The following is a 24265-nucleotide window of genomic DNA, read 5'->3' as shown; positions in this document are numbered from 1 at the left end:
TCCGTCGGATTCCCGATCGCGGTATCACTCAGGGCACCATTCATTCCATGCCCGACGTCTCCGGTACGCCGTCAGCCCACCCCACCCACGCCGACGACCACTGGACGGCCTACAACGCCGCGCAGGTCACCCGCGACGTCCGCGCCACCTGCCGTCGCGCGATGGACCTCGCCGGCCCGGGCGCCGGGCGCACCGCCGTCGACCTCGGCTGCGGCGCCGGCCGCGAGACCCGGGCCCTGCTCGAAGCCGGTTGGCGGGTCGCCGCCTACGACAGCGAGCCCGCCATGCTGGCCGGCGTCGACCGTTCCCACCCGTCGCTGACCGCCCACCGGCTCGGCTTTCAGCAGATCACCGAGCTGCCCGAGGCCGACCTGATCTACGCCGGTTACGCCCTGCCGTACCAGGACCGGCCGTCCTTCGATCGGCTGTGGACGCTCATCCGCACGGCTCTGCGTCCCGGCGGTCTCGTGGCAGTGGATCTCTTCGGCGTCCATGACTCGTGGACGGCGAACGGGGAGTGGACGTTCCTGACCGTCGCGGAGGCGTCCGCCCTGGCCGACGGCCTGATCGTCGAGCACTGGGACGAGCAGGACGAGGACGGCCCGGCGTTCAGCGGCCCCAAGCACTGGCACGTCTTCGAGCTGATCGCCCGGCGCCCGCGGTGACCACCGTCAGAGCTTGCGCGCGGTGATCTCGAATCCGGCCGCTTGCAGCCGTGTGACCAGCGCATCCCCGATCCCGGTGGCGGGGGTGAGCACGCCACCCTCGCTCTCCGGCAGCGACGACCGGTCCAGCGCGAGTGCGAGCGCCGACTCGCCGAGCATCACCGAGGTCGCGGCGTACCCCGGGTCGCCCTTGGCCCGCACCCGAGCCGTGTACCGCGCCCCGGACGTCGTCGTCGTGAAGATGTCCATGGTGAAATGCCCGTTCTCACGGTCTTTCCGGCTCGGCCCGTCACCCGGCTTCGGCAGGATGCGGTCCAGCACGAAGCGGGTGGGTGGCAGCGCCAGCCCGGCGAAGAGTGCGCCGAGCCCGAGTTTCGTGCCGAGCGCGATGACCGGCGACAGCGGGGAGGCGCCGACGCTCATCGCTTCGCGATAGGTGAAGTTCCGCCCGTACGCCCATGAGCGCAGCGCGTTGCTCCGCCGCACCACGCGAGTGTTGTAGGACGCCATCACGAACGGTGCGAGCCGCCCTTTGAGCTGCGGGTCCACGTCGGAGCCGGGAATCGTGTCCAGGTCGCTCTGGCGGCCGAGTCTCGGCTCGGCGTGGCGGTCCGGGCTCAGCGAGTACGGACTCCCGGCCACCTTGCGCAGTGCCGGCTTCTCCTTCAGCACGTCGACCTGGTTGCGCATCGAGTCGATGGTGCCGCCGCTGACCCCGCCGCGGAAGCTCGTCACGACCAGCGTGGTGTCGAGCAACTCGCCCGCGCCGTCCGATTCGATCAGTTTGTGGAGGGCGTGCACGCCGATGTCGGACGGAATGGAGTCGAAGCCGCAGGAGTGGACGATCCGCGCACCGGTGCTGCGGGCGAGTTCGTGGTTCTCGTCGATGCTGTCCCGGGCGAACAGGACTTCACCGGTCAGATCCACGTAGTCGGTGCCGGCCGCGGCGCAGGCGTGCGCGAGAACCTTGCCGTACTTCGCATACGGCCCCACCGTGGTGATGACGACGCGGGTGCGTCCGGCCAGGGTGGTCAACGCGTCCGCGTCGGCGGCGTCGGCGACCAGGGTCGGCCAGTCGACGCCGAGCCGGGCCCGGACGGCCTCCAGTTTCTCCGCTGAGCGCCCGGCCAGCGCGATGCGGGTGCCGGTCGGCGCGTGCCCGGCAAGGTATTCCGCCACCAGCACGCCGACGAAGCCGGTCGCACCGTAGACGATCACCTCGAAGTCGCGTGAACGATCGCTCATGGTCGGAGATTGTGCACCGCGGACCACCCCGAAGGAAACTCATCAGTAACAACGGGCGCAATCCCTTACACCGGGCCGGAGTCGCTTGAGCACGCGCGTGGAACTCCAATGAGCAGGCCCTTTTTACCCAGTCGCCGGACCGCCATGCCTGTGGGCACCGGCTTTCCCCCGTCCGCGCGACCACGTGAGTAGCAAGTCACGCCACGCCCGAGAATCTGCGGGAGTTATCCACACAAAGGAAGATCAAAGCGGTTAATTTGGGGAAACAACGTCACCTGTCGCAGCCCGGGCATGGTCAGTCCGGCGAGGCGGTGGCTCCGTCAAGCAGTCCGCACGTGCGGACACCGTGGCCGGAACGCCGAATCCTGCCTGCTGGTCACGGTCAACAACACACAGGCACGGAGCGGGGGACCCACCAGTTCCTCGGCGCGCTCCCACGGGAGTGCGCCTCGGGGTGAAGCTGCGTCAGCAGCCGGGCTCCTCGGCCCGAACCCGACAGCTCACCTCGCAGGCGTGGAGGGAAAACTTCATGCTTCACCTGAACAGTGGGGTTCGCCGTGTCCTGTCCCGGCGAGCCCAGTCCCCGCGCGCCCATGCACCGGCGACGGCCGCCGGGCGCGCTTACTCGACGCCCAAGCACCGCGCTCCGAAGAAGCCGGGCCGCCTGCAGCGCAGCCTCGGCATCACCATCGCCGGTCTGGCCGGAGCGGTCGGCCTGATGGCCGTCGAGGCCTCCCCGGCCAGCGCCGCCCCGGACGTCAACTGGGACGCCGTGGCCCGCTGCGAGTCCGGCGGCAACTGGCGGATCAACACCGGCAACGGCTACTTCGGCGGGCTGCAGTTCAGCCGCTCGACCTGGCGGGCGCACGGCGGCGGGAGGTACGCCTCCACGGCCAACGGAGCCTCCAAGAGCGAGCAGATCGCGGTGGCCGAGCGCGTCCTGCGCACCCAGGGCATCGGCGCCTGGCCGACGTGCGGTCGTCGCGGGCTCACCCGGGCGCGCACGACCACACGGGTCAGCCCATACCGCCTGGCCTCCTACAACACGCCGCTGCGGTCCGCGCACGCCTACACCGTGAAGCGCGGTGACACCCTTTCCGGGATCGCGCGGCGTTACCACGTGCGGGGCGGCTGGAAGGCCCTTTACCGCACCAACGCGGCCCGCCTGAGCAGCCCGAACCGCCTCAGGGTCGGTCAGCGGCTGGCCCTCTAGAGAACTCCGGCTGGTCGAGCACCCGCAGCCACGTCCCGTCGGGCTGCCGGCGGACGACCTGTGCCCTCGCCCCGGCCCCGTCCTTCGGCGGCGTCGCGGTGAGGGCCAGGTCGCCGCTGATCAGAGTGGGCAGCGGAGGCTCGGGCTCGAACCGCGGCATCCTGGGCAGGAGTTCCGCCCAGAGTTTCTCGATCGCCGCCCGGCCGACCGTCCGGCTGCCGGGCGGATAGGCCATCACGGCATCCTCCTCATACAGCAGCGCGAGCCCTTCGGCGTCCTTGGCGTTCGCGCGCTCGACGAAGAGGCGGGTGAGATCTTCCGGCTGCAGTGCCTTCGCTCGTTCGCTCATGCCTCCACCTTCCTCCGCCGCACCCTACAAGTCCAACAGATGGTTCTTCTAGGAACTACAATTTTCATTCATGGATCTGCGGCAACTGGAGTACTTCATCGCGGTCGCCGAGACCGGCAGCTTCACCCGCGCCGCCGAGCGGGTGCACATCACCCAGTCCGGGGTGAGTGCCCAGGTCAAGGCCCTGGAGCACGAACTCGGGGCGGAACTGTTCGTGCGCAGTGGGCGGACCGCCCGGCTGACCGAGGCGGGTGCGGTCGCGCTGCGCCACGCGCGGGAGGCGATCGACTCGACGCTCGACCTGCGGGACGCGATCGACGACGTCAAGGGGCTGATCCGGGGGCGGCTGCGGATCGGCATGGTGATCGGCTGCGAGGTCGCTCCGCTCTTCGACGCGCTCGCCGCGTTCCACGACGCCCACCCCGGCATCGCGCTGGAGCTGACCGAGGCGAACTCGGACCACCTCGTCGCCGGGGTGCGCACGGGCGCGATCGACGTGGCGCTGGCGGGGCTGGCCGGTGAGCCCCCGGAACATCTCGCGTCGCAGGTGATCGTCAGTGAGCCGCTGGTGGCGCTGACGCCACCCGGCGGTGACCTAGCGGGACGCGGCCGGGTGACGATCGCGCAGCTCACGGCGTACCGAATAATTTGTCTTCCGCGTGGCACCGGCATCCGTGACGTACTCGACCACGCCGGGACGGCTGATCTCGGGTTGCGACCGGAGGTCGCGCTCGCCGCGACCTCGCCGGCCACGGTCGCCGGCCTGGCCCGGCGCGGTCTCGGCGTGGCCGTCCTGAGCGAGTCGATGGCCGCGGCCCATCCCGATCTGGTCGCCGTGCCGATCGACGGCGTCGCGATCCCGGCCCTGCTCGCGCTGGTCTGGCAGGAGCGGGCGAGTCCGGCCCTCGCCGCCCTCCTCCAGCACTGCCGAGCAGCCTTTTTCCCCGATCAAGAGCCGATTGGCGTACGCCCGTGAAACGCCCGCGAAGACGGAAAGGCCCCCGCCGCGCAACCGCGACGAGGGCCTCCCGGCTCAGGTGGTGTTACCGCGTGATCGTCCGGAAGTAGACCTTGCCGGCCGAGGTGTTACCGGCCTTGTCCACACCCCAGTACGTGATCCGCAGGATGCCCGGCTTCACGCCGGTGACCCGGACGCTCCACGTGCTCCCGTTGAACGACGCGTTCACCGTCTCGGCCTTGGCCAGTGCGGACGTCCGCGAGGACGCCTTGGTCCACTTGCCGTGACCGTAGTAGTACCAGTGGCTGCCGCGCTGCTCGATCAGCTTGACCCGGACCGAGCGGACGCCGAGCCCGGTGTCGCTGACCGAACCGGTCACCTTCGCCCAGGAGGACGCCCGGTCCGGGCCGGCCGGCACCTTGAGGGTGACCCTCGGCGCCCAGACGTCCTTGACGACCTTGACCGTGCCGGCGGTCACGGTGGTGCCGGCGCCGAGGCCGTTCACCGGGGTGACCTTGACCGAGTACGTCCCGGCCTTCTTGTAGGCGTGCGCCACCGGCGTGTTCACCGAGGCGGTGGTGAGGTAACCGTCGCCCCAGGCGACCTTCACCGAGGTGCCGTTCACACCGCTGACCCGCAGCGTGACCGACTGGGTGGCGTAGATCGAACCGCGGTCCAGGCTGTACTTGCCGGCCTGCGCGGCGGCGGTCACGGTCCCGGCGGTGATCGCCGCGGCCGCGTTGCCCGCCTTGTCGGTGACCGTCACGGTGACCGCGAACGTACCGGTCTTGGTGTACTTGTGGGTCGCCGTCGTCGCGCCGGCCGCCAGCGTCTCCGCCGCGCCGCCGTCGCCCCAGTTGACCACCTGCGCGATGTCCGCGGCGCCGCTGACGTCGTCGGAGAGGCTCTTCTGGGTCAGGGTGACCGTCTGGCCGGTCCAGATGCTGCTCGCGTTCACCGAGTACGTCCCGGCCGGCGCGGTGGTGTCGGTCGGCGCCGGCACGTACACGCTGCTGCGGAACTGCTTGTCCGCGGTGATCGGGGTGTACTCGGCGAAGTAGTTGACCAGCATGGTCAGGTCGTTGTCGCCGGTCGTGGTCTTCGTCTCGTTGTGCAGGCCGAGGGTGGCGAAGTTGTCACCGCCGGAGGCGAGGAACGAGTTCATCGAGACGCGGTAGGAGCCGTTCGGGTCGAGGGTGACCCCGTTCAGCTTCAGCGTCGACGCGACGATGTGCGAGTTCTTCGCCGCGTTCGGGTCGTACTGGTAGGTCAGGCCCTTCGACACGCCCAGATGCAGGATCGGGCGGGACGCGGTGGCCGGCTGCCACTGCTCCTCCAGCACCTGCTTGATCTCGGCGCCGGACAGCGTCTTGGTGACCATGTCGTTCGAGAACGGCTGCACCGCGTACGCCTCGGAGTACGTGATCACGCCGTCGTCGCCCTTGAGCAGGTCGGTCCGGAGACCACCCGGGTTCATGAAGGCGATCTGCGCGCCGCCACGACCGGCGTCCTTGGTCTGGTCGAGCTGCACGTCGGCGATGAAGTTGCCCATCACCGACTCGGCGCCACGGTCCTCGGCGCCGGTGGCCGAGTACGCCCGCTTGATGTCGTCGGTGATCTTGCCCAGCTCGCGCTTGCCCAGCTCCGCGGAGTTGGTCTTGGCGTTGGCCACGATCGTCGCGACGGCGGCGTTCTCCGGATAGCCCTTGACGTCGATCAGCTCGGCGGTCGAGCCGGTCACGGACTTGGTCACCGGGTCGTAGGTGAGATTCGCGCGGCCCAGGCGCACGCCGTAGTCCTCGGCCTGGACGACCGGCCGGGTCTTGCCGGTACCCGGGATCGGGATCTCGAAGGCGTACGGCTGGTGGGTGTGACCGCTGAAGATCACGTCCACGTCCGCGCTGAGCTTGGTGAACGCCCCGAAGACCTCGTCGTTCTGCAGGGCCTCGGCGCTGCTGATGTTCTCGGTCGCCGCGCCCTCGTGAGCCAGCACGACCACCACGTCCGCCTCGCCGTTCGACTCGACGCCGTCGGAGAGCTCGGCCGCGACCTTGTTCGCCTCGGCGACCGGGTCGTGGAACTCCAACTCCTTGATGCCGTCCGGGCTGACCAGGGTCTTGGTCTGCTGGGTGACGACGCCGACGTAGCCGACCCGGACACCGCCGACGGTCTCGACGTCGTACGCCGGCAGGGCCCGCTTGCCGTCCGCGGTGTAGACGTTCGCGCCCAGGTACGGGAACTTCGCCCGGCCCTGCACGTGCCCGGTCAGGTCGCTGAAGCCCTTGTCGAACTCGTGGTTGCCGACCGCGGAGACGGCCAGGCCACCCGCGTTCAGCGCGTCGATCGTCGGGTTGTCGCCGTCGATCGAGGAGATGAACGTGGACGCGCCGATGTTGTCACCGGCCGAGGTCCAGATCGTGTTCGGGTTCTCCGCCCGCAGCTTGTCGACCAGGCCGACGAGCTGAGCCGCGCCACCGGTACCCGCGGTCGGCTGCTCCAGGCGGCCGTGGAAGTCGTTGATGTTGAGCAGCTGCAGGCTGACCGGCTTCGGCGCGCCGGTGTCCAGGCCGATCACGACCGGGTCGTGGTCGCTGGCCCGGTACGGATCGGCGTTGTAGAACGGCGCCCAGCCGTCGTACTGGTAGGCGGCCGACTCGACCGAGTTGATGTTCCAGATGTCGACGCCGGTGACCCGGGAGGTCAGCGACGGCGTGGTCAGCGCGTGGTCCAGCGAACCGGACTCACCACCGTAGACGTACGAGTTCTTGCCCGGCGCCTTCGTGGTGTGCACGTCGGTGTACCCGGCGTCGTAGAGGACCTGCATCGGGTCCTCCTGGGTGTACGAGTTGAAGTCGCCCAGCAGGATCACCTTGTCGGTGCCGCTGTCCTTCTCGACGCCCTTGACGAACTCGACCAGCGCGGCGGCCTGCCGCTTACGGTCGGCGTTGTACGCGCCCTGCCCGTCCCCGGTGTCCACGTTGTCGCCGGTCGGGGGCGTGCCGGTGCTCTTCGACTTGAGGTGGTTCGCCACCACGGTGAAGTCGATGCTGCCGGCGGTGAAGGTCTGCGCCAGCGGCTCGCGCGCGTTCGACCACACGGTCTCGTCGTTCACCGACCGGGACGCGCCCTTCGGCGTGACCTTGGCCGGCTTGAAGATGATCGCGGTGGTGATGAAGTCCTGCTGCTCCGGAGCGGGCAGCTCGGCCGGCGTGCGGACGTAGTCCCACGTGCCGGCGCCGTCCTTCTCGTTCAGCGCCGCTACCAGGGTCTTCAGCGCCTGCTGGGGGTCGTTCGCCTCGAAGCGGACCGAGTTCTCGATCTCCATCAGGGCGACGACGTCGGCGTCCATCGAGCTGATCGCCGTGACGATCTTCGCCTGCTGCTTGGCCAGCGCGGCCGCGTCCTTGGCGCCACGGGCGTCGCCACCGAAGTGGACGAAGTAGTTCAGGACGTTGAAGCTGGCCACCTTGATGTCGCCGCCCACAACCGCCGGAGCGGTGGTCCGCGGCTTGACCGAGCTGAAGGTGGTCCGGTTCGCGGCCGGGGTGTCGCTCGTGACCGGCGTGGTCGGCTCGAGCAGCCAGTCGCCGTACGCGTAGTCGAGCACCACCGGCGCGAAGGAGGCGACCTTGTCACCGGCACGGATCGGCTCGTCCTTGCTCAGGTACGGCGGGGCGATGCCGTTGTTGTAGAGGTTCGTCGTCCGGCCGTCGTCGAGCAGGATGCGGCCGGCCCGGTTCGCGGCCTTCACCGCCGCCGCCTCGTCGCTGCCGGCCTTCGCCACGTCCGTCGGCACCTTGGCGACCTTGTCACCGGCGGCCAGCACGACCTCGCCGTACCCGGTCAGGTAGTACGGGTCGGAGACGGTGTAGGTGCCGGCCGGCGAGACCAGCATGCCCTCGACCGACTCGCGGACCGCGTCGCCGGCCGGCAGGCCCAGCGGGGAAGCGGTCGGGATCGTCGCGTCGTGCTCACAGATCTGCGTGTCGGTCTTGGCCGTGATCGTCAGCTCAGTGAACGTGCTGAACTCGGTGACCTTGCCGGTGACCCGGACCCGGTCGCCGATCTTGATGTCCGGCAGGGCCGAGCCGTAGACGAAGATCGCGTCGGAGGCGACGCCCTCGGCCGCGGTGTGGCTGGTACCCGCGGTCTGGATGTAAAAGCCGCTGAAGCCGCCGGTGCGGTGGTCGGCGGTGACGATGCCCTCGACGGTGACCGTCTGGCCGGCCAGCGGGGACGCGGCGCCGGTGCCCTGCACCTCGGCGATCGTCTTGGTGACCGCGGTGTCGCAGCCGGTCGGGTCGGTGCCCGGGCCCGGGTCCGTGACGGTGCCGTTCAGGGTGCCGAACGAGCTGGTCGCCGGGCCGGTCCACTTGCCGTCGACCTTCTGGAGCGACTGCCCGGCCGGCGTGGTGGTCGACTCGGCCACACCGATGTCGACGCTGGTCTGCCCGGCGGCCGGACCGTTGGTGGCGGCGAAGGTGCCGCCGTAGCTGATGAACTCGACGACCTTGCCGGCCGGGTCGACCAGGGCGAGCCCATCGGGGTTGCCGTTCTGGATACCGGCGTAGGCCTTGCTGACGACCCCGGTGCCGGAGAGGTTGATCGTGCCGTAGGAGGCGCCGCCGTTGCCGTTGTAGAGCACGACGGTCCAGCCGGCCAGGTCGACCCCGGACGGGGCCTGGACCTCGATCGCCTCACCGGCGTCGGTGCCGGCGTTGTCGTAGTGGATCTCGGAGATGAAGGGGATCTGGGCCTCGGCCGCGAACGCCGGCACGGAGAAGCCCAATCCCAGCGCGGTCGCGAGTGCCGCCGCGCCCACGGCTCGGAGAGCCTTGGGGCCAGCAGCGGCGCTCACGCTGCGTAGATATGGACGCATGGAAACAGGTCCCCCTATGGAAGTGAGTGCGCCGGAGCGTAGGTATGCCCGGTGACGATCTCTTCTCGTTCAGGTAACAGAAAGGGGTGCGACCCACAAAGGACAGGGTCTAATCCACACTTATCAACCTCTTACCCGGGTCACAGTTCAACATCCGGGGAACCACTACGGATTGTTACCTGTCGGCTGTCTATACAACGCGTAACGAAACGTCGGCGTCGCGACGGGACGCACACGACACAACGTGGGCTTCTTGCCCCGATTCTCAGACCCTTCCGAAGGTGGCCGATCACGTGAGCCGACCCTCTCCGAGAAGGAATCCCCGTGGCGACCCCGCTGTATCGGCTCGGCCGGCTGTCCTACCGGCGACCTTGCGGACGCGACGCTCTCCTCGCCGCCGGGGACATCGCGAAGTGGAGGGCGAGGCCGTCACCCGGAGGCTCGCGGCGACGCCGTGTGAAGAGGACCGCGAGCTGCTCGCGGCCGCCTGAAACCACGCGGTGGGCAGGCCTCCCGCCTGCGCACCGCTCAGTTCCTTTTCCCGTACGGCGATCCGCCCTTACGCCGCGATACCCAACGCGGCCAGCAGTTCGTCGAAGGTTTCCTCGACGAAGACGTTCTTCGCGGAGAGCGCCGCCTCCACCGCTCCGGCATCAACGCTCAGCCCGGCCTCCGCCGCCCAGGCGACAGCCCGCACAACGATCTCCGGCGTGTCGAGTTCGAGTTCCGGCGCGCCGAGCTCCGCCGCGTGCTCCGGGTGCAGGTGCGCCATCCAGCCCGACCCGGCCGGGCTGACCGCCTCGACCAGGGCGGTGTCGCTGTCGATCACGAACACCGACAGAGCCGGCGCTCCGGTCAGCCTCGTCAGCTCTGCCAGAGCACCAGGCACGCCGCCGTCCAGCTGCGCCAAGCGCCAGCCGCTGCCCAGTTCCCGCTCGTCCAGCACCGCGGTGCCTCCGATCGCGGACGACTCCGCCAGCGGTTGCACGCTGCGTGCGACCAGGATCTCGCCGAAATAGCCCATCCATGTACCCCGATTCAGGTCTCACTGCCGTAATGACGCGACACAAGATACGTGTCGATCTGAACGGGTCGGTAGCCCTCTTCCGTACGCGGTACCTGCGAAGACGCGTCTTCAGCGATTCAGGTCCGGAGGTAGGCCTAAAAGTATGAGAACGGGTGCTAGGTGGGTTAGGTCCGTTATGTCACGGTTAAGGGGGTTTTAGGAATAACGGAAGGGACTTGCAATGCAGAAGACCATGCGCTTCCTGGCGCTGGCGGGCTTCGGCATGCTGGCCGGGCTGACGGCTGCCGCCGCACCCGCCCAGGCCGCACCGGGCAACGGCAAATCGGGAAGCAGCGCGTCCGCGCAGCAGCAGAAGAACCCGTGGAAAGACGACGAGGTCGTCGGCTACTACCGCGACTTCTGGTCGTGCCACCGGGCCGGACTCGTCGGACAGCGGTTCCGCGCCTGGGACGCCCACGAGTGCGAAAAGGTCCGCTGGGGTGTACGCCGCGGCGCCTACGCCCTGATCGTGGACGACAACGACTGGGACAACCGGTGGGACAACCGGTGGCGGCCCGGCATGTGGCCGGCCGGATGGCCGAACCGGCCGACGTGGCCGGGAGCGGGGCGCCCGGGGCCGAACGGGCCGGGACGTCCGGACCGGCCGGGACCCGACCGCCCGGACCGGCCCGGTCCTGACCACCCGGGGCCCGGCAACGGGAACCCCGGACCGATCGGGCCGGGGCGCCCTGACCACCCGGGTTCCGACGGGCCGGGTCGACCCGACCGGCCTGGATCCAACGGTCCTGACCGTCCCGATCGCCCTGGGCCCGGCGGACCGACCGGCGGCGGACCCGGCAACGGCGGACCCAGTACCGGCGGACCCAGCAACGGCGGACCCAGCAACGACGGACCGGCCAACGGCGGACCGAGCGGCAGCCACAACGGCGGGCCGAGCAACGGCGGGCCCAGTACCGGCGGGCCCAGTACCGGCGGCCACAGTGGTGGCGGCCCGGGTGGCAGCGGGAATGGCGGCCCGTCAGGCCCTCTCACCAACCACTAGTCGATCAAGGCCACCGCTGGATCTTGGAGACGGCCCGCAGATAGAGCCCACCCAACCCAAAGGGGGGCCACCTCCACGCCGCTCATTGTGGCCGGAAAATGCATGATCATGCCGTCCGCCTGTGGACAGAGCGCCACTGTGGACAAGCTCTACTGATCATCCCGATGTGCTACCGCGTGGGCGGGCCTGACCGCCCGCCCACGCAAGCGTTCTCAATCCAGTTGCACCGCGTCGCAGCTAACCGACAGGCTCAACCATCCGCTGGTCGCCGAGATCCGCACCGTATTCACTCCCGGTGCGTGCGTGCGTGGGGGCGGGCGAGCTCGTCGAAGTTCGTGGTCAAGAACGGTCAGGTGACCGTCTCGGTGACAAGGCCGGCTTGGCGGCGGGCCACGCCGGCGTCGGCGATGCCAGCGAGCGCTGCCACGACGTACTGCGGAAATTTGCCCTTGGGCGGCCGGTTGACCAGATCAGCTGAGCACGGCTTCTCAGCTCGCTGCGGCCGGGAGGATCTTGGCGGTGATCTCGCGCAACTGGTCGACCTCGTCCGGGGTCAGCCGGTCGAAGATGAGCCTGCGGACCTCGGCCACGTGTCCCGGCGCCGACGCCTCCAGCACCGCCATGCCCTCGTCGGTCAGCCCGGCGATCTGCCCCCGCCTGTCGAAGGCGCACGCCTGGCGCCGCACCCAGCCGCGCTGCTCCAGGCTGGCGACAGCGTGGGACAACCGGCTGGTGGTGGTGCCGACGAGCCGGGCCAGATCGGTCATCCGCATCGAGCGGCCCGGCTCGTTGCTGAGCATCGCGAGAATCTGGTAGTACGCGTGGGGGATGCCGGCGTCGTCACGCAGCTGCCGGTCCAGCGCGCTGGGCAGCAGCATCAGCAGCTGGGTGAGGTTCAGCCAGGTGGCCATCTCCGGGCGGCTGAGCCAGCGGGTCTCGGTCACGACGGCATTCTGGGTCATGTCGTCTGCATCCCCATGACGTGCGCGTTGATGTCCCGCACCCCCTCACCGAGCTCGGGGATCTCGATCACCTCGACGCCGTGGCCGAGCAGCGTCTCCACCCCGGTGCAGTCGGCGAAGTGCAGCGGCTCGCGCAGCGCCAGGACGACTCGGCGGATGCCGGAGGCGAGGATCAGCTCGGTGCACGAGACCGGGCGCGACTTGCGGGTCGTGCACGGCTCCAGCGAGGTGTAGAGGGTCGCGCCGGCCAGGTCCAAGCCGCGCCCGGCGAGCTTGGCGAGCGCCTCCTCCTCGGCGTGGAAGTGCGGGTCGGTCTCGCCTGTGTAGCCGGTGGCCATCGGGTTGCCGGACGGGCCGACGATCACCGCGCCGACCGCGTAGTGCGTCGGCGACGGCGGGGACAGCCGGGAGAGGTCGATGGCGGATCGCATCCAGAAGCGGTCAGCCTCGGTGAAGAGCGTCATGCGGCACCGGTCAGGTCGAGGGTGTGCGCGGTGTGATCGCGCTTGGCAGCAAGGTACCGGGCGTTCGAAGCGGACAGGTGGACGCCCGTCCGGATCTGTTCGGTCACCTCGACACCGAGATCACCGAGTTGCCCGGCTTTGTCAGGATTATTGCTCAGCAAGCGGATCTGATTGACGCCAAGCGCGTGCAACATCTGCGCGGCGGCGGTGTAATCACGCTCGTCCTCGCCGTGACCGAGGGCCAGGTTCGCCTCGTAGGTGTCGAGACCGGTGTCCTGCAACGCGTAGGCGTCCAGCTTCGCGTAAAGGCCGATGCCCCGGCCCTCCTGCCGCAGGTAGAGCAGAATCCCGCCGGCCTCGGTGATGCGCTCGGCCGCCTCCCGCAGCTGCGGGCCGCAGTCGCAGCGCTGGCTGCCGAAGACGTCGCCGGTGAGGCACTCGCTGTGCGGGCGGACCAATGGGTCGGTCGCGTTCTTCCAGTCGCCCAGACCGAGGGCGAGGTGCTCACGCCCGTCGACGAGCCCGACGAAGGTGAACACCTCCGCGGTGGTGCGGTAGCCATCCGGGAACTCGAGCGGCACCGTGACCCGGGTGCGGATCGTCGCCGCCGGTGGCGTCACCCGCGCTGTCGCCTCACCGATCGTCACCGTCATGGCAGCCCCCATGGTTGTTGAAGTTTCACCAACACTATTCGCCGGTCGCTTTTGAAACTTCAACAAGCTGAGGGGTGGGTTACATCACCACCGGCGGCCCTCTTGTGACCCAGCATCCACCGATCCGCTTGCCGCAGCGTGCCCAACAGGTTGCCGAAAGGCGCGTTCTCCCTGGTCACCATGCTCCGAGCGGGGGATTCCGCGGAGTTGCCGCAGTGGGCGACGATCGAATCCACCCCCGGAGGCCCACCTTGCTGAGTCGGACCCACTCCCGCATCCTCGCGATAGCGGCGCTCCTGGTCACGGCCCTGACCGGGGTGCTCACCGCCGGGCTGCCGACCGCCGCGGCATCACGCCCGCCGCGAATCTTCCGCAATCTGGCGTACGCCCCGGCCCAGCCCGCCGGCACCCACGGTCACCTGCTCGACCTCTACCTGCCGGGGCAGCCGGCCACGAAGCCGTACCCGCTGCTGATCGTCATGGGTGGCAGCGGCTGGAAAGCCGATGACGGCAAGGGCTACGCCCCGGCGCTCGCCCCTTACTTCACCACGCACGGTTTCGTGGTCGCCGGCGTCTCCACCCGCTCCAGTTTCCAGACGAAGTTCCCCGGTCAAGTCCAGGACGTACAAGCCGCCATCCGCTGGTTGCGTGCCAACGCCGGCCGCTTCGAATTCGACCCCGCCCGGATCGCCGTCCTCGGCGACTCGTCCGGCGGCTGGACCGCCCTGATGGCCGGGTTCACCGGCACCGGAGTCCGCGCCGTCGTCGACCTCTACGCCCCGATCGACTTCCTCCGCCTCGACCCCGACATGCTGCCCGGCGCCTGCGCCTCGTTCAACCGCGCCTTCTACCTCACCGCATGCCACGCCGACCCCGCATCACCGGAATCGTCCCTGCTCGGCTGCCCGATCAACACCTGCCCCGACCGGGTTACGGCAGCCAACCCCCTGCACCGGGTCACGCCGTCCGCCCCACCCGTACTGATCATCCACGGCACCGAGGACGGCCTGGTCCCCCTCAGCCAAAGCCAGGTGCTGTTCGACACCCTGGCCGCGGCGTCGGTCCCGGCCACGTTCTACACAGTCCCCGGCGTCGGCCACAGCCGCGACATCGTCTCCGTCCGGGCGCCACGCGCCACGATCCGTCACACCGGGACACCGCTGACGCGGGATTACCCCCATCCGACGTACGGCATGATCGAGGCCTTCATCCGGTCGGCGCTCGCCTAGAAAGGCGCAGGACCCGACCCGGTCAGCACCTCACCATTGACCCTGGCCGTCCCCGTCTGCCCGGTGCCCAGTTCCAGCGTCACGGTCTTACCCTCGAGCCGCTCGTCCTCGAGCAGACACGTCCCGACCCAGCCACCGTCCTCGGTGACCCACAGTTCAACGACAGCCCGAAAACTCCCGAGTTCGTCACTGCTGATCTCGGCCGGCCCGGTGTAGGAGTCGCTCATACCCACCATCCTTCCGGGCGATCCCGAGTCGATCAATCCAACGCCGGCACTCGCACCATCGCAAACTCGGCCGCGGCGAGCACCCCGACGAGGTGAGAACGAGCGACGCGCTCGGGGACGGTCGTCCCGAACCACTCGTAAGGCGATCTCAGCCGATCAAGACATCCCGCGGACCAGCCGACCGAGCCGCAAAACGTCGGCTGTCTCTTGTCGGCGCAGCTCAACGCACGTTTCTGGTGATCGATAGAGTGCCCCCGGCAGGAATCGAACCTGCGACCTGCGGTTTAGGAATGAGTGAGCACCGATGAGTGTGGCAGGTGTCTGACCTGCGCAGAAGCCTCTCTACAGCCAGGCGTGAGGCGACCCCTTTGCACTTCCTCTGCACCGGCTGAATGGACCAGGGGCCAGCCCTGCGGCCATGTGTTCTCTCTTCGTCAGATCGGCACCGGATGCGGAAGGATCGTACACTTGTGCGCCTTCACTCTTGGAGGTTGAGCGAGCGTGACACAGCCGAGCGATGCGTTCGACGACTCACCTGCTGAGGAATTCCTGCGGGCTTCCTACAGCCACCGTCGGATGATCGACGCAGCGTTCAGACAGGTCGCCGCGGTGGCCGTCCCCGAGCTGTTTGAACTCAGCCGCTCCTCAAGCTCTACCCCGGCGACCAGCGCCTGATCACCGACAGCATCACCAAACAGCTCGCCGCCACGGCCATCCCCGAGAGTCAGTCCGAACGGCTGTCCCAGATCCTCGATCCGCTCTTACCTCGGTTGACCGGCCTTGCTGCTGGCGCCACAGCCCAACTTCCGGGTGTGTTGTTTCGCCGTACCGGGGAGATCAGCGCAACGATCCTGCATAGAGCGAACGAGCCAGTCCCGTCACCATCCCTTGATACCCTGGCCGCGGAAGTTGCTGACGCTCCGGGTTACGCAGAGCTGTGGCACACAGTCCAACACGAAGTAGACGGACTGCTACGCGAGGAACTAACGGATGCTGAGGACCATCCGCCGGTACCGAGCGCGAAAGACGCCGCCGCATGGCATGTCTCGTGGCTCTTCTTTGCCTTACGTGCGTCGCTTCCCAGTACCAAACCGGTCGAAGCGTTCATGACCGCCGCCTCCGTCGCCACGACGGCACTGGTTACCTGCGCTGTTCTGCGGACTGCCTACCCGGCAGTGTGGGACGAACTGGAGGAGCTTCATTTGACGCCGTTCGAACTGGCGGGCTTCCTCTTCGGCGTAGTCGGCTTGAACAGCAGGCGCGACGGGGACTGATAGTCCACCGCCTCTCGTCATCCCGTCCGCCGTCGACCCGCCCCCCTGGGGAGCGGACTTCGTCCGGGTCGACGGCCGGCGGGATGACACCACCATCCTTGAGGCCCGAGCGCTCCCGCCGGAGGCTCCTTAGGATCAGACACCGTAGCGGAGATTGGCCGGCGCGCCGGCCGATGCCGGCCGAAGGCCGCCAGCAGGTCGAGCGCGTCCGGCCTGCGCCGCGCTTGCGCGGCGCCTTGATTTAAAAGAGGAGAATTCGGCAGTGCGTTACTGAAGCTGGACTGAAGCTGGCAGCAACTCACCATGCGCGCATGCCTACATGCATGAAATTTCTGTATTTCCGCTGCTCCAGGCTGCCCTGTGGGTGCTGCACATCGCGGAACGACAGCCTGGACCGTATCGAGGCAGTCAAGCATGGACTGCCTCAAGAGGGTTGCCAACCATTCGTGAGTATCGTACAATCGCGCGCCTAGGGGGCTAGGCTCGGACCGCGCCCTTTGGGTGCAAGCATCGCGTAGCGACGCGGTCCGAGCCTAGCCCCCTAGTCAATAGACCATTTGCCCGGTTACGTCGACTTGGCCCCCAAATGGCGCTCAGATGACGCAAGGCTCAGCATGCCACCTTTAGCCCAACAGGCGAGCCGCAAAGTTCGGACAGTGAAGGTAACTACCACCACTCTCGCCAACCCCCGTCTCGGCAGCATCGCCACGATCACCTGCACCGCGGCCGCAGTGACTGGTAGTTATCAAACTTGAGGTATGTCTCTTGCCTCTTCCTTGAACCTTAGCTTCGTAAGTTCAAGTTTGGCCGGCGAAGCTTGACTGCACCGGCGCTAGTAGGTGCCACCGAATCTTGAATGCCGACGCTACTAGTTCAAGTTTGGAGGCGTAAACTTGAATGTCATGGACCTCGAAGCACTCCGCGAGTCCCCCTTGGGGGCACTTGTACCGATTTCCGGTACCGATCCCCGCGGCTCGTCTTGGAGTTACTTTGCCTACTCGCCAGCGCCGCTGCCATCCCACCCTGCGTTGACTCTCCGTGCGATCAACGCCGCGGCCACTGCCGCCATGGCTGTGGTACGCCTAGATGAAGCCCTCTCGCAGCTCCCAAACCCCAAGCTTCTCGTGCGGCCGTTCGTTCGCCGAGAGGCAGTCAGCACGTCGGCACTCGAAGGTACCTATGCAGCGTTCGACGAGGTCCTGGAAGCCGAGTTCCTTGAAGACAGGTACATGTCTGCCGACCAGCGTGAGGCCTACAACTACGTAAGGGCCACTGATCAGGCACTCCAGTTGATGGAGACCTACCCGCTGAGCCGAGGCTTAGTCGGCACCTTGCAGCTCAGCATCGTTCGCGGGACATCGGGCGAGACCTATGATGCCGGCGACCTGCGCCAACGCCTCGTAAAAATTGGCAACCCCGGGCAATCGATCGAAGACGCAAGGTACATCCCCCCTCCGAATGGCATGATCCTTGAACAAGGATTCAGTGAGTGGGAGAAGTGGATAAACTCATCGAGCGATATTCCCATTATTGCCAAGGTTGCGCTAGCGCATTATCAATTTGAATCACTCCACCCGTACAATGACGGAAATGGCCGCGTTGGGCGACTTCTGGCCATTCTTCAGCTTATCCAAGAAGGCGTTCTTCGCTTACCCGTATTAAACATCGCACCATGGCTAGAACCACGTCGCGAGCAGTACATCAAGGGACTTATAGACGTAACGCTTACTGGGGATTTTAGCCCTTGGGTCGAATTTTTCAGCGAAGCGGTGAGGGTGCAAGCCGAAGAAGGAATCGTCACTATCCGAGAACTTCTTGGTGAGCGTGATGAGATGGTAAAACTGCTTCGCGATGGAGGCCTGCGAGGATCTGGACTCCACATTGCGGAGAATCTGATCGGCTACCCTGTAATTGACGTTCCAACCGCACGAACAATGATCGGAAAGTCGTTTGAGGCAGCAAATCAGGCCGTCCAACGACTCGTTGACTTTGGGCTTCTAAGAGAAATTACGGGTCGCCGACAGAATAGGCTCTTTGCTTGCGACCGAGTTCTACGGATAACTAGCCAAATTGGGCGCCGTAGACCGCAACACTCGCCAACGGATGAAGATCGTGCAAATGCTGCGCGAGAGCTGTAGATTGGCGCACCTACTGGCCTCTTGATTCCTAAATGGAGAGGCCAGTAGCCCGCTGCCGCTTGAGGTTGAGTACGTCTTTCGTTGACGCTTCGTACAATTCTATTTGTGCCAGAAAATCAACAGCGCTATCGCTCAGCAGTACCGAGAGCTAAAGAAGAAAGCCAACCGCATCTACGGCCCGACCGACTAATGGCCACCGAACTAAGACTGACACTTCCTTAACCACTAGGTGCGGGAGGTTCAGCCTGCCCAAATGCAAGACTGATGTAGCTCCGCAGGTCAAAATATGCCCTCGCGTTTGGCAATTTCCGGGCAGGGCAGTACCGCCACTAAACGCGCGCAGCTTGAGCAACCGCCATCCAGGAGCGGAGGCGATCGGGCTCCGCTTGCGTTAAATAGAAAATTTGGCTAAATGCGTCCGGCGTGCCATGAGCAGCGCTAATTCTAATGGCGAGCACGGCGACATCGTAGGTGTATTCGCCGGCCATGCCGCGGAGGTCGATATACATCCAATGGTTTGGCCCGTTGGCGATAATGTTGCCACTGGAGGCGTCTCCGTGGCATAGACCGGGGACGTGATCACAGCTAGCTCGGTTAGGAGTCTAAGTGCGGCTTTGCGTTCGCCGGCCGGTGCAATGGTCGTGCCTGGACGTAAGTCGGTAAGCTGGTCATTTTGAAGGCGTTCGCGAAGCCAGTCCAACACTGAAGGAATGTCAGGAAGCGGGGCCGGTTGTCCACGCATCATCACCAAGGGCGCGAAGAGTGCCTGGGGGTTGACGGTTGCGGGGTCGGTCTGGCTGAGTGGGGTGCCTGGTAGCACGCGGTCGGCGACGGTCCAGTTCCGTGGTCAGTGGTGACGGCCTCGTGCACCCGTGAGGCGGCGCCCAGGTCGGCGAGCGCGGCGGCTACGGCTGCCTGGTTGCGGCCGCGGGGGTCTGGGCTGCTGCGGAATACGAGTGGTCCGTCTGGGGTGTTGACAGCGGCGACGAGTCCGTAGCGGGCTGGCAGGATGCTGCGCGGCGTGGCCTGATAGCAGTCGCAAAGGGTATGGAACTCTTCGTGGACCTGGGCTGCCCACACATCCGCGATGAAGTGGCCGGATTCCGCCGCGAAGTCGCGGGAGAGTTTGACCGACGCGCTGGCCACGGTGACGCCTGCGCTGACGGCGGACGTTCCCGGGAGGCCGGACGCCGAACTGCTACGGCGGGCGCTGCGTGGCTACGAACTTGTTCCGGCAACTCGCGAGGAACCGCGACCGGCTGACGTCGCTAAGACGCTGCAATGGCTGGAACGGGCATCGCTGCCCCTGGCCGATCTCACTCAAGCGTCGGTCATCCGCCCGGCGCTCAACGCCCTGGCCGTGCGGCTCGACGGCCGGAGCGCGGCGGCCACCACGACCCGGCGCAAGCGCGCAGTCTTCTACAACGTTCTTCAGTACGCGGTCGAGCTGGAACTTCTCGCCTTCAACCCGGTGGACCAGCTACGGGTACGTTCCAACCGGAACAAGGTTTCCGTCCAAGTCGACCGCCGCGTGGTCGTCAACCCCAAGCAGGCGCGAGAGCTGCTGACGGCGGTGACCTACGTCGGTTCCCGAGGCAAGGACGGTCGGCGTGGGGAGCGGCTTCGAGCCTTCTTCGCCTGCATGTACTTCGCGGGGCTACGACCGGGCGAGGCCACCGACCTTCGTCGGCACAACTGCAAGCTTCCGGCAACCGGCTGGGGCACACTGACTGTGGAACGCTCGCGGCCGGCGGCGGGCAAGCGTTACACCGACAGTGGCGAGGTCCACGACGACCGAGGGCTCAAGCACCGGGGCCAAACGGAGGCGCGGGATGTCCCGATTCCGCCTGAGCTGGTGGCGATCCTGAGGGAGCACCTGAAGCGCTTCGGCACCGACGAGACCGGCCGGCTGTTCCGGAGCACCCGCGGCGGGGTGGTCTCGTCCTCGGCGTACTCCCGGGTGTGGGAGATCGCCCGTACGGTGGCGTTCCCTCCGGACCGGGTCGGCACCCCGCTGGCCGGTCGCCCCTACGATCTGCGGCATGCCGGGGTGTCGTTGTGGCTGAACGCAGGCGTGCCTGCCACCGACGTCGCCGACCGCGCCGGGCACTCCGTCGACGTCTTGCTCAAGGTCTACGCCAAGTGCCTCGACGGCGATCGGGAGCGATTCAATGCCCGGATCGAGGCTGCACTCGATGCCTGAAATCCGACGGCTGGCCTGCGGAAACGCTACCAAGATCCATTGCACGCCCTTTGCACGACTGGCGACAAACGGCGGCTTTCAGAGGCGCACGGCTGCACATGGCCGCACATCGACGATCTTATGTCCGCGCAGGCCAGCGGACGTTTCTGGTGATCGATAGAGTGCCCCCGGCAGGAATCGAACCTGCGACCTGCGGTTTAGGAAACCGTTGCTCTATCCCCTGAGCTACGAGGGCGCGGTTGCCGATCCTACCTGACCAGCGGTGACCACCAGCACCCGATAACACCCACCGCTGACCAGCGGCGTCGAAGTTGGTGCGTTCCCACCGACGGATCGCACATCGGGTGTCCCTCTCGGTGAGTACACAGCGTGCGATCCCCGCCGTAGCGCGTTTAAGGTGAACGGTTGGCGCTGGCGGAAGGTGATGATGGCGAAGCTGGTCCTGTCCCCGGAGGAAGCTGCCCTCTGCGAGGCGGTCGGGGTTCACACCTTCCTCCGGGCACGTGCGGTGGTGGCCGATGGCGAAATTCTCGTCCAGGCTGCCGGCTCCGGTCAGGCGGTCGGCCAGCTCCGCGGCGGCGGAGTCGTGGCCGGCGAGTTGACCTCCGGGGCAACGCCCAACCTGAGCGGCGTGTGCAGCTGCGCCGACTCGGATTGCATTCATATCGTGGCGCTGCTGATCGCCGCTCGGCAGGAGACCGCACCGACTAAGTCCGTTGCGCCGGCGCAACGGCGGCCGAAGAGGAGTCGGTGGGAGTCTCAGCTGTCGGCATGGATGCGGGACGTGGCCGGGCCGTCGCTGACGCAGCCCGCGGAACCCGGTCTCGGTCTGCAGTTCGAGCTGGTGAGCGGGTATCTCCCACGTAGTCGCAAGACTGGACAGCGAATCTCGCTGCGCCCGGTTCTACCCGGCCGTAAAGGGTGGGTGCGGACCGGGATCAACTGGCACTCGATCAGCTACGCCGGAGGGCACTCGCCGGACTTGGAACACCACCGCCGGCTGCTCAACGAAATCATCAAATTGTCCGGCTCCTATGCGCCCTACTACGGCAGCGGCAGCACGAATCTGTTCCTCGACGAGTTCGGCAGCCGGCGCATCTGGGACCTTCTGGCCGAGGCACAGGAGTCCGGCCTGCCGCTGGTGCAGCACGGAAAGAACGCCGCGCCGGTGGTCGTAGCGCGCCGCCCTGCCCGAGTGTCGTTGCAGGTGGACCGGATCGAGGGTGATCTTTCGCTGCAAGCCGTCGTGCAGGTCGACGGCATGTCGGTGGATGTCGAGCACGCGATGTTCATCGGCGAGCCGGCACACGGCATCGCCTCGTGGGGTGCGGAGACCGGGCAGGTGATGCGGCTGGCCCCGTTGGCGCGTCCGCTGCCGAAATCAGCGCGCAAGGTGCTGGCCGCCCCGAGCATCCAGATCCCGAGCGAGCAGGAAGACCGGTTCTTTTCCGAGTTCTACCCCAGTCTCGTCCGGCAGTTGGAGGTAGTGCCGGCGGGACCGGACGTGAGCCTTCCCGATGTGGGCGCTCCGGCCCTGACCGTGACGCTGACCCCCGAGCGTGGACATCAACTGCGGCTGTGCTGGGAGTGGGCGGTCGAGGTGGGCGGCGGCCGGCGCGTCGAACCACTGTGGTCGCCGACGCTCTCCGACGAGCAGGCTGATCTCGTACGGCGAATTGTTGATCTTGTTGGGTCTGGCCTGCTCGAGCAGGGCCTGGCGGGTCCTCGGCTCGCCGCTGAATCAGTGCTCGGCGGCGACTCGATGATCCATTTCGTGAGCACGGTGGTCCCCGCGCTGGCCGATCTCGGCGTTTCCGTGATCGAGCCTGACGAGGATTGGGACCTTCAGGAGAGCGAAGCACCGCCGGTCATCACGTTCGCCAGTGCCGCACAGGCTGACGAGCACGACTGGTTCGACCTGTCGGTACGCGTCGAGGTGGGTGGTGAGCAGGTCGACTTCGAGGAACTCTTCATCGGGCTCGCCCGTGACCAGGAGTTCCTGATCCTGCCCAGCGGCACCTATTTCGCTCTCGATCGGCCGGAGTTCCGGCAGTTGCGCGAGTTGATCGCCGAGTCTCGCGCGCTCACTGACAGCCCGCCGGGCGTGCTGCGGGTCGGCCGGTTCCAGGCCGGCGTTTGGGACGAGCTGGCCGAGCTGGGTGAGCTGGCCGGTCAGGCAGCCGACTGGCAGCGCACAGTGGCCACGCTGAGCGAGGCCGGAGTGCGCCTCGACCAGCCGGTGCCCGCCGAGGTGGACGCCGAGCTGCGCCCGTATCAGCTGGAGGGTTTCCGCTGGCTGGCGGCGTTGCACGACAACGGGCTCGGCGGCATCCTTGCCGATGACATGGGCCTCGGCAAGACGCTGCAGGCCCTCGCGCTGCTCTGCCATGCCCGCAAACATGGCCGGTTTCTGGTCGTCGCGCCAGCCAGCGTCGTGCACAACTGGGCAGCCGAGGCCGCCCGTTTCACCCCCGACCTTGAGGTACGAGCAATCACCTCCACCGCGGCCCGGCGAGGAATCGAGCTGACCGAGGCGGTCGACCGGGCCGACGTCGTGGTCACGTCGTACACGCTGTTCCGCCTGGAGTACGACGACTACGCCGCGCTGGGCTGGGCCGGGCTGGTGCTCGATGAAGCGCAGTTCGTGAAGAACCCGCAGTCGCAGGCGTACAAATGCGCCCGCCGGCTCCCGGCACCCTTCAAAGTCGCCATCACCGGTACGCCGATGGAGAACAATCTCGCCGAGCTGTGGGCACTCTGTTCCATCGCGGCGCCCGGCCTGTTCCCTCGGCTCGACCGGTTCACCGAGTACTACCGCCATCCGATCGAACGCGAGCACGACCAAGACCGGCTCGCCCAGCTACGCCGCCGGATCCGCCCGCTGGTGCTGCGCCGCCGCAAGAACGAGGTCGCCGCCGACCTACCACCCAAGCAGGAACAGGTGATCGAGGTCGACCTGTCCCCGGGCCATCGCAAGATCTACCAGCGGTATCTGCAGCGGGAGCGACAGAAGGTGCTCGGCCTGCTCGGCGACCTGGAGAAAAACCGGTTCGAGATCTTCCGCTCGCTGACCCTGCTGCGACAGGCCAGCCTGGACGTGGCGCTGGTCGACGAACAACACCGGACGGTTTCGTCGACGAAACTCGACCTGCTCGTCGAGCAGCTCACCGACATCGCCGCCGAGGGCCACCGCACCCTGGTGTTCAGCCAGTTCACCCGCTTCCTCGGCGCGGCCCGCGCCCGGTTGGAGCAGGCCGGCATCACCTGCGTCTATCTGGACGGCACCACCCGCAACCGCAAGCAGGTGGTTGAGGAGTTCAAGACCGGGACCGCGCCGGTCTTCCTGATCAGCCTGAAGGCCGGCGGGTTCGGCCTGAACCTGACCGAGGCGGAATACTGCATCCTGCTCGACCCGTGGTGGAACCCCGCCACCGAAGCACAGGCCGTGGACCGGGCCCACCGCATCGGCCAGGCCCGCAACGTCATCGTTTACCGCCTGGTAGCGCGCGACACCATCGAGGAGAAGGTGATGGCCCTGCAGGCACGCAAGGCCGAACTGTTCGCCGGAGTGATGGACGGCGGAGAATTCGCATCCGCGGGGCTCACCGCTGCCGACATCCGTGAGCTCCTGGGCTAGCTAGCTGTGATATCCGGGGACGTTGGTCGAGGAAGTGTGACCACTCGATCTGAGGATTGTTGATCCATCTCGCGAACAGGTGAAGGCCTCCAGCAGTGCA

General features: G+C 67.1%; 18 protein-coding genes, 1 tRNA gene and 1 riboswitch. Of the genes, 10 read left to right on the top strand and 9 right to left on the bottom strand.

The features are described from left to right. Positions 1-47: 47 nt before the first annotated feature. Complete coding sequence (locus ACH442_RS27745; RefSeq protein ID WP_396341046.1) at positions 48-665, top strand: class I SAM-dependent methyltransferase; 618 nt, start codon at positions 48-50, stop codon at positions 663-665. A gap of 6 nt (positions 666-671) precedes the next feature. Here ACH442_RS27745 and ACH442_RS27740 read toward each other — a convergent pair whose 3' ends face one another. Beyond that, positions 672-1910 carry a saccharopine dehydrogenase family protein gene (locus ACH442_RS27740; RefSeq protein WP_396341045.1) on the bottom strand — a complete coding sequence of 413 codons (1239 nt, stop codon included), beginning with the start codon at positions 1908-1910 and terminating at the stop codon, positions 672-674. Positions 1911-2256: 346 nt separating this feature from the next. Then, positions 2257-2438, top strand: a riboswitch (cyclic di-AMP (ydaO/yuaA leader). Position 2439: 1 nt separating this feature from the next. Between ACH442_RS27740 and ACH442_RS27735 the strand changes: the two genes are divergently transcribed. After that, positions 2440-3123: a transglycosylase family protein gene (locus ACH442_RS27735; RefSeq protein WP_396341044.1), complete on the top strand. Its 684-nt coding sequence runs from the start codon at positions 2440-2442 to the stop codon at positions 3121-3123. On the opposite strand, the gene ACH442_RS27730 is transcribed toward ACH442_RS27735, so the two are convergent. Further along, on the bottom strand, positions 3095-3451 hold the full coding sequence (locus ACH442_RS27730; RefSeq protein WP_396341241.1) for a YybH family protein: 357 nt from the start codon (positions 3449-3451) through the stop codon (positions 3095-3097). The two genes, ACH442_RS27735 and ACH442_RS27730, sit on opposite strands and share 29 nt — an antisense overlap. A gap of 91 nt (positions 3452-3542) precedes the next feature. Between ACH442_RS27730 and ACH442_RS27725 the strand changes: the two genes are divergently transcribed. Then, positions 3543-4448, top strand: a complete 906-nt coding sequence (locus tag ACH442_RS27725) for a LysR family transcriptional regulator (RefSeq protein WP_396341043.1) — start codon at positions 3543-3545, stop codon at positions 4446-4448. A 67-nt stretch (positions 4449-4515) separates the two neighbouring features. On the opposite strand, the gene ACH442_RS27720 is transcribed toward ACH442_RS27725, so the two are convergent. Then, positions 4516-9288, bottom strand: coding sequence for an ExeM/NucH family extracellular endonuclease (locus tag ACH442_RS27720; RefSeq protein ID WP_396341042.1), 4773 nt, complete (start codon positions 9286-9288; stop codon positions 4516-4518). A 580-nt stretch (positions 9289-9868) separates the two neighbouring features. Further along, positions 9869-10333, bottom strand: a complete 465-nt coding sequence (locus ACH442_RS27715; RefSeq protein ID WP_396341041.1) for a hypothetical protein — start codon at positions 10331-10333, stop codon at positions 9869-9871. 223 nt (positions 10334-10556) lie between these two features. Between ACH442_RS27715 and ACH442_RS27710 the strand changes: the two genes are divergently transcribed. Beyond that, the gene (locus ACH442_RS27710) at positions 10557-11378 is read left to right on the top strand and encodes a hypothetical protein (RefSeq protein WP_396341040.1); all 822 of its coding nucleotides are present in this window, start codon (positions 10557-10559) and stop codon (positions 11376-11378) included. A gap of 488 nt (positions 11379-11866) precedes the next feature. Here the strand turns inward: ACH442_RS27710 and ACH442_RS27705 are convergent, their stop codons facing one another. The 3 genes from ACH442_RS27705 to ribA are packed head-to-tail and all read right to left on the bottom strand — an operon-like array spanning position 11867 to position 13457. Continuing rightward, positions 11867-12340: a MarR family winged helix-turn-helix transcriptional regulator gene (locus ACH442_RS27705; protein WP_396341039.1), complete on the bottom strand. Its 474-nt coding sequence runs from the start codon at positions 12338-12340 to the stop codon at positions 11867-11869. Beyond that, positions 12337-12804 carry a dCMP deaminase gene (locus tag ACH442_RS27700; protein ID WP_396341038.1) on the bottom strand — a complete coding sequence of 156 codons (468 nt, stop codon included), beginning with the start codon at positions 12802-12804 and terminating at the stop codon, positions 12337-12339. The genes ACH442_RS27705 and ACH442_RS27700 overlap by 4 nt, the downstream gene beginning before the upstream one ends. Further along, on the bottom strand, positions 12801-13457 hold the full coding sequence (gene ribA / locus ACH442_RS27695; protein ID WP_396341037.1) for a GTP cyclohydrolase II: 657 nt from the start codon (positions 13455-13457) through the stop codon (positions 12801-12803). Before ribA ends, ACH442_RS27700 begins: the two co-directional genes overlap by 4 nt. 251 nt (positions 13458-13708) lie before the next feature. Between ribA and ACH442_RS27690 the strand changes: the two genes are divergently transcribed. Beyond that, entirely contained in the window at positions 13709-14686 is a 978-nt protein-coding gene (locus tag ACH442_RS27690; RefSeq protein WP_396341036.1) for an alpha/beta hydrolase fold domain-containing protein, read from the top strand. Here ACH442_RS27690 and ACH442_RS27685 read toward each other — a convergent pair. Continuing rightward, a complete protein-coding gene (locus ACH442_RS27685; RefSeq protein ID WP_396341035.1) occupies positions 14683-14913 on the bottom strand; it encodes a hypothetical protein in 231 nt (76 codons plus the stop codon). The genes ACH442_RS27690 and ACH442_RS27685 overlap by 4 nt on opposite strands. A gap of 501 nt (positions 14914-15414) precedes the next feature. On the opposite strand from ACH442_RS27685, the gene ACH442_RS27680 reads away from it, so the two are divergent. From ACH442_RS27680 to ACH442_RS27665, 4 genes are all read left to right on the top strand, one after another. Then, on the top strand, positions 15415-15588 hold the full coding sequence (locus ACH442_RS27680) for a hypothetical protein (RefSeq protein WP_396341034.1): 174 nt from the start codon (positions 15415-15417) through the stop codon (positions 15586-15588). Between the two features lie 137 nt (positions 15589-15725). After that, the gene (locus ACH442_RS27675; RefSeq protein ID WP_396341033.1) at positions 15726-16187 is read left to right on the top strand and encodes a hypothetical protein; all 462 of its coding nucleotides are present in this window, start codon (positions 15726-15728) and stop codon (positions 16185-16187) included. 902 nt (positions 16188-17089) lie between these two features. Then, a complete protein-coding gene (locus ACH442_RS27670; protein ID WP_396341240.1) occupies positions 17090-18325 on the top strand; it encodes a Fic family protein in 1236 nt (411 codons plus the stop codon). Positions 18326-19412: 1087 nt separating this feature from the next. Continuing rightward, complete coding sequence (locus ACH442_RS27665; protein ID WP_396341032.1) at positions 19413-20528, top strand: tyrosine-type recombinase/integrase; 1116 nt, start codon at positions 19413-19415, stop codon at positions 20526-20528. Between the two features lie 162 nt (positions 20529-20690). Here ACH442_RS27665 and ACH442_RS27660 read toward each other — a convergent pair. Then, positions 20691-20763 (bottom strand) — tRNA-Arg (locus ACH442_RS27660). 162 nt (positions 20764-20925) lie between these two features. On the opposite strand from ACH442_RS27660, the gene ACH442_RS27655 reads away from it, so the two are divergent. Then, complete coding sequence (locus ACH442_RS27655; protein ID WP_396341031.1) at positions 20926-24165, top strand: SNF2-related protein; 3240 nt, start codon at positions 20926-20928, stop codon at positions 24163-24165. Positions 24166-24265 lie beyond the last annotated feature (100 nt).

It is taken from the genome of Actinoplanes sp. NPDC020271, assembly GCF_044388125.1.
Classification (GTDB): Bacteria; Actinomycetota; Actinomycetes; order Mycobacteriales; family Micromonosporaceae; genus Actinoplanes.
The sequence above is the reverse complement of the archived record's forward strand: the minus strand, read 5'-3'. Positions and strand labels throughout refer to the sequence as shown.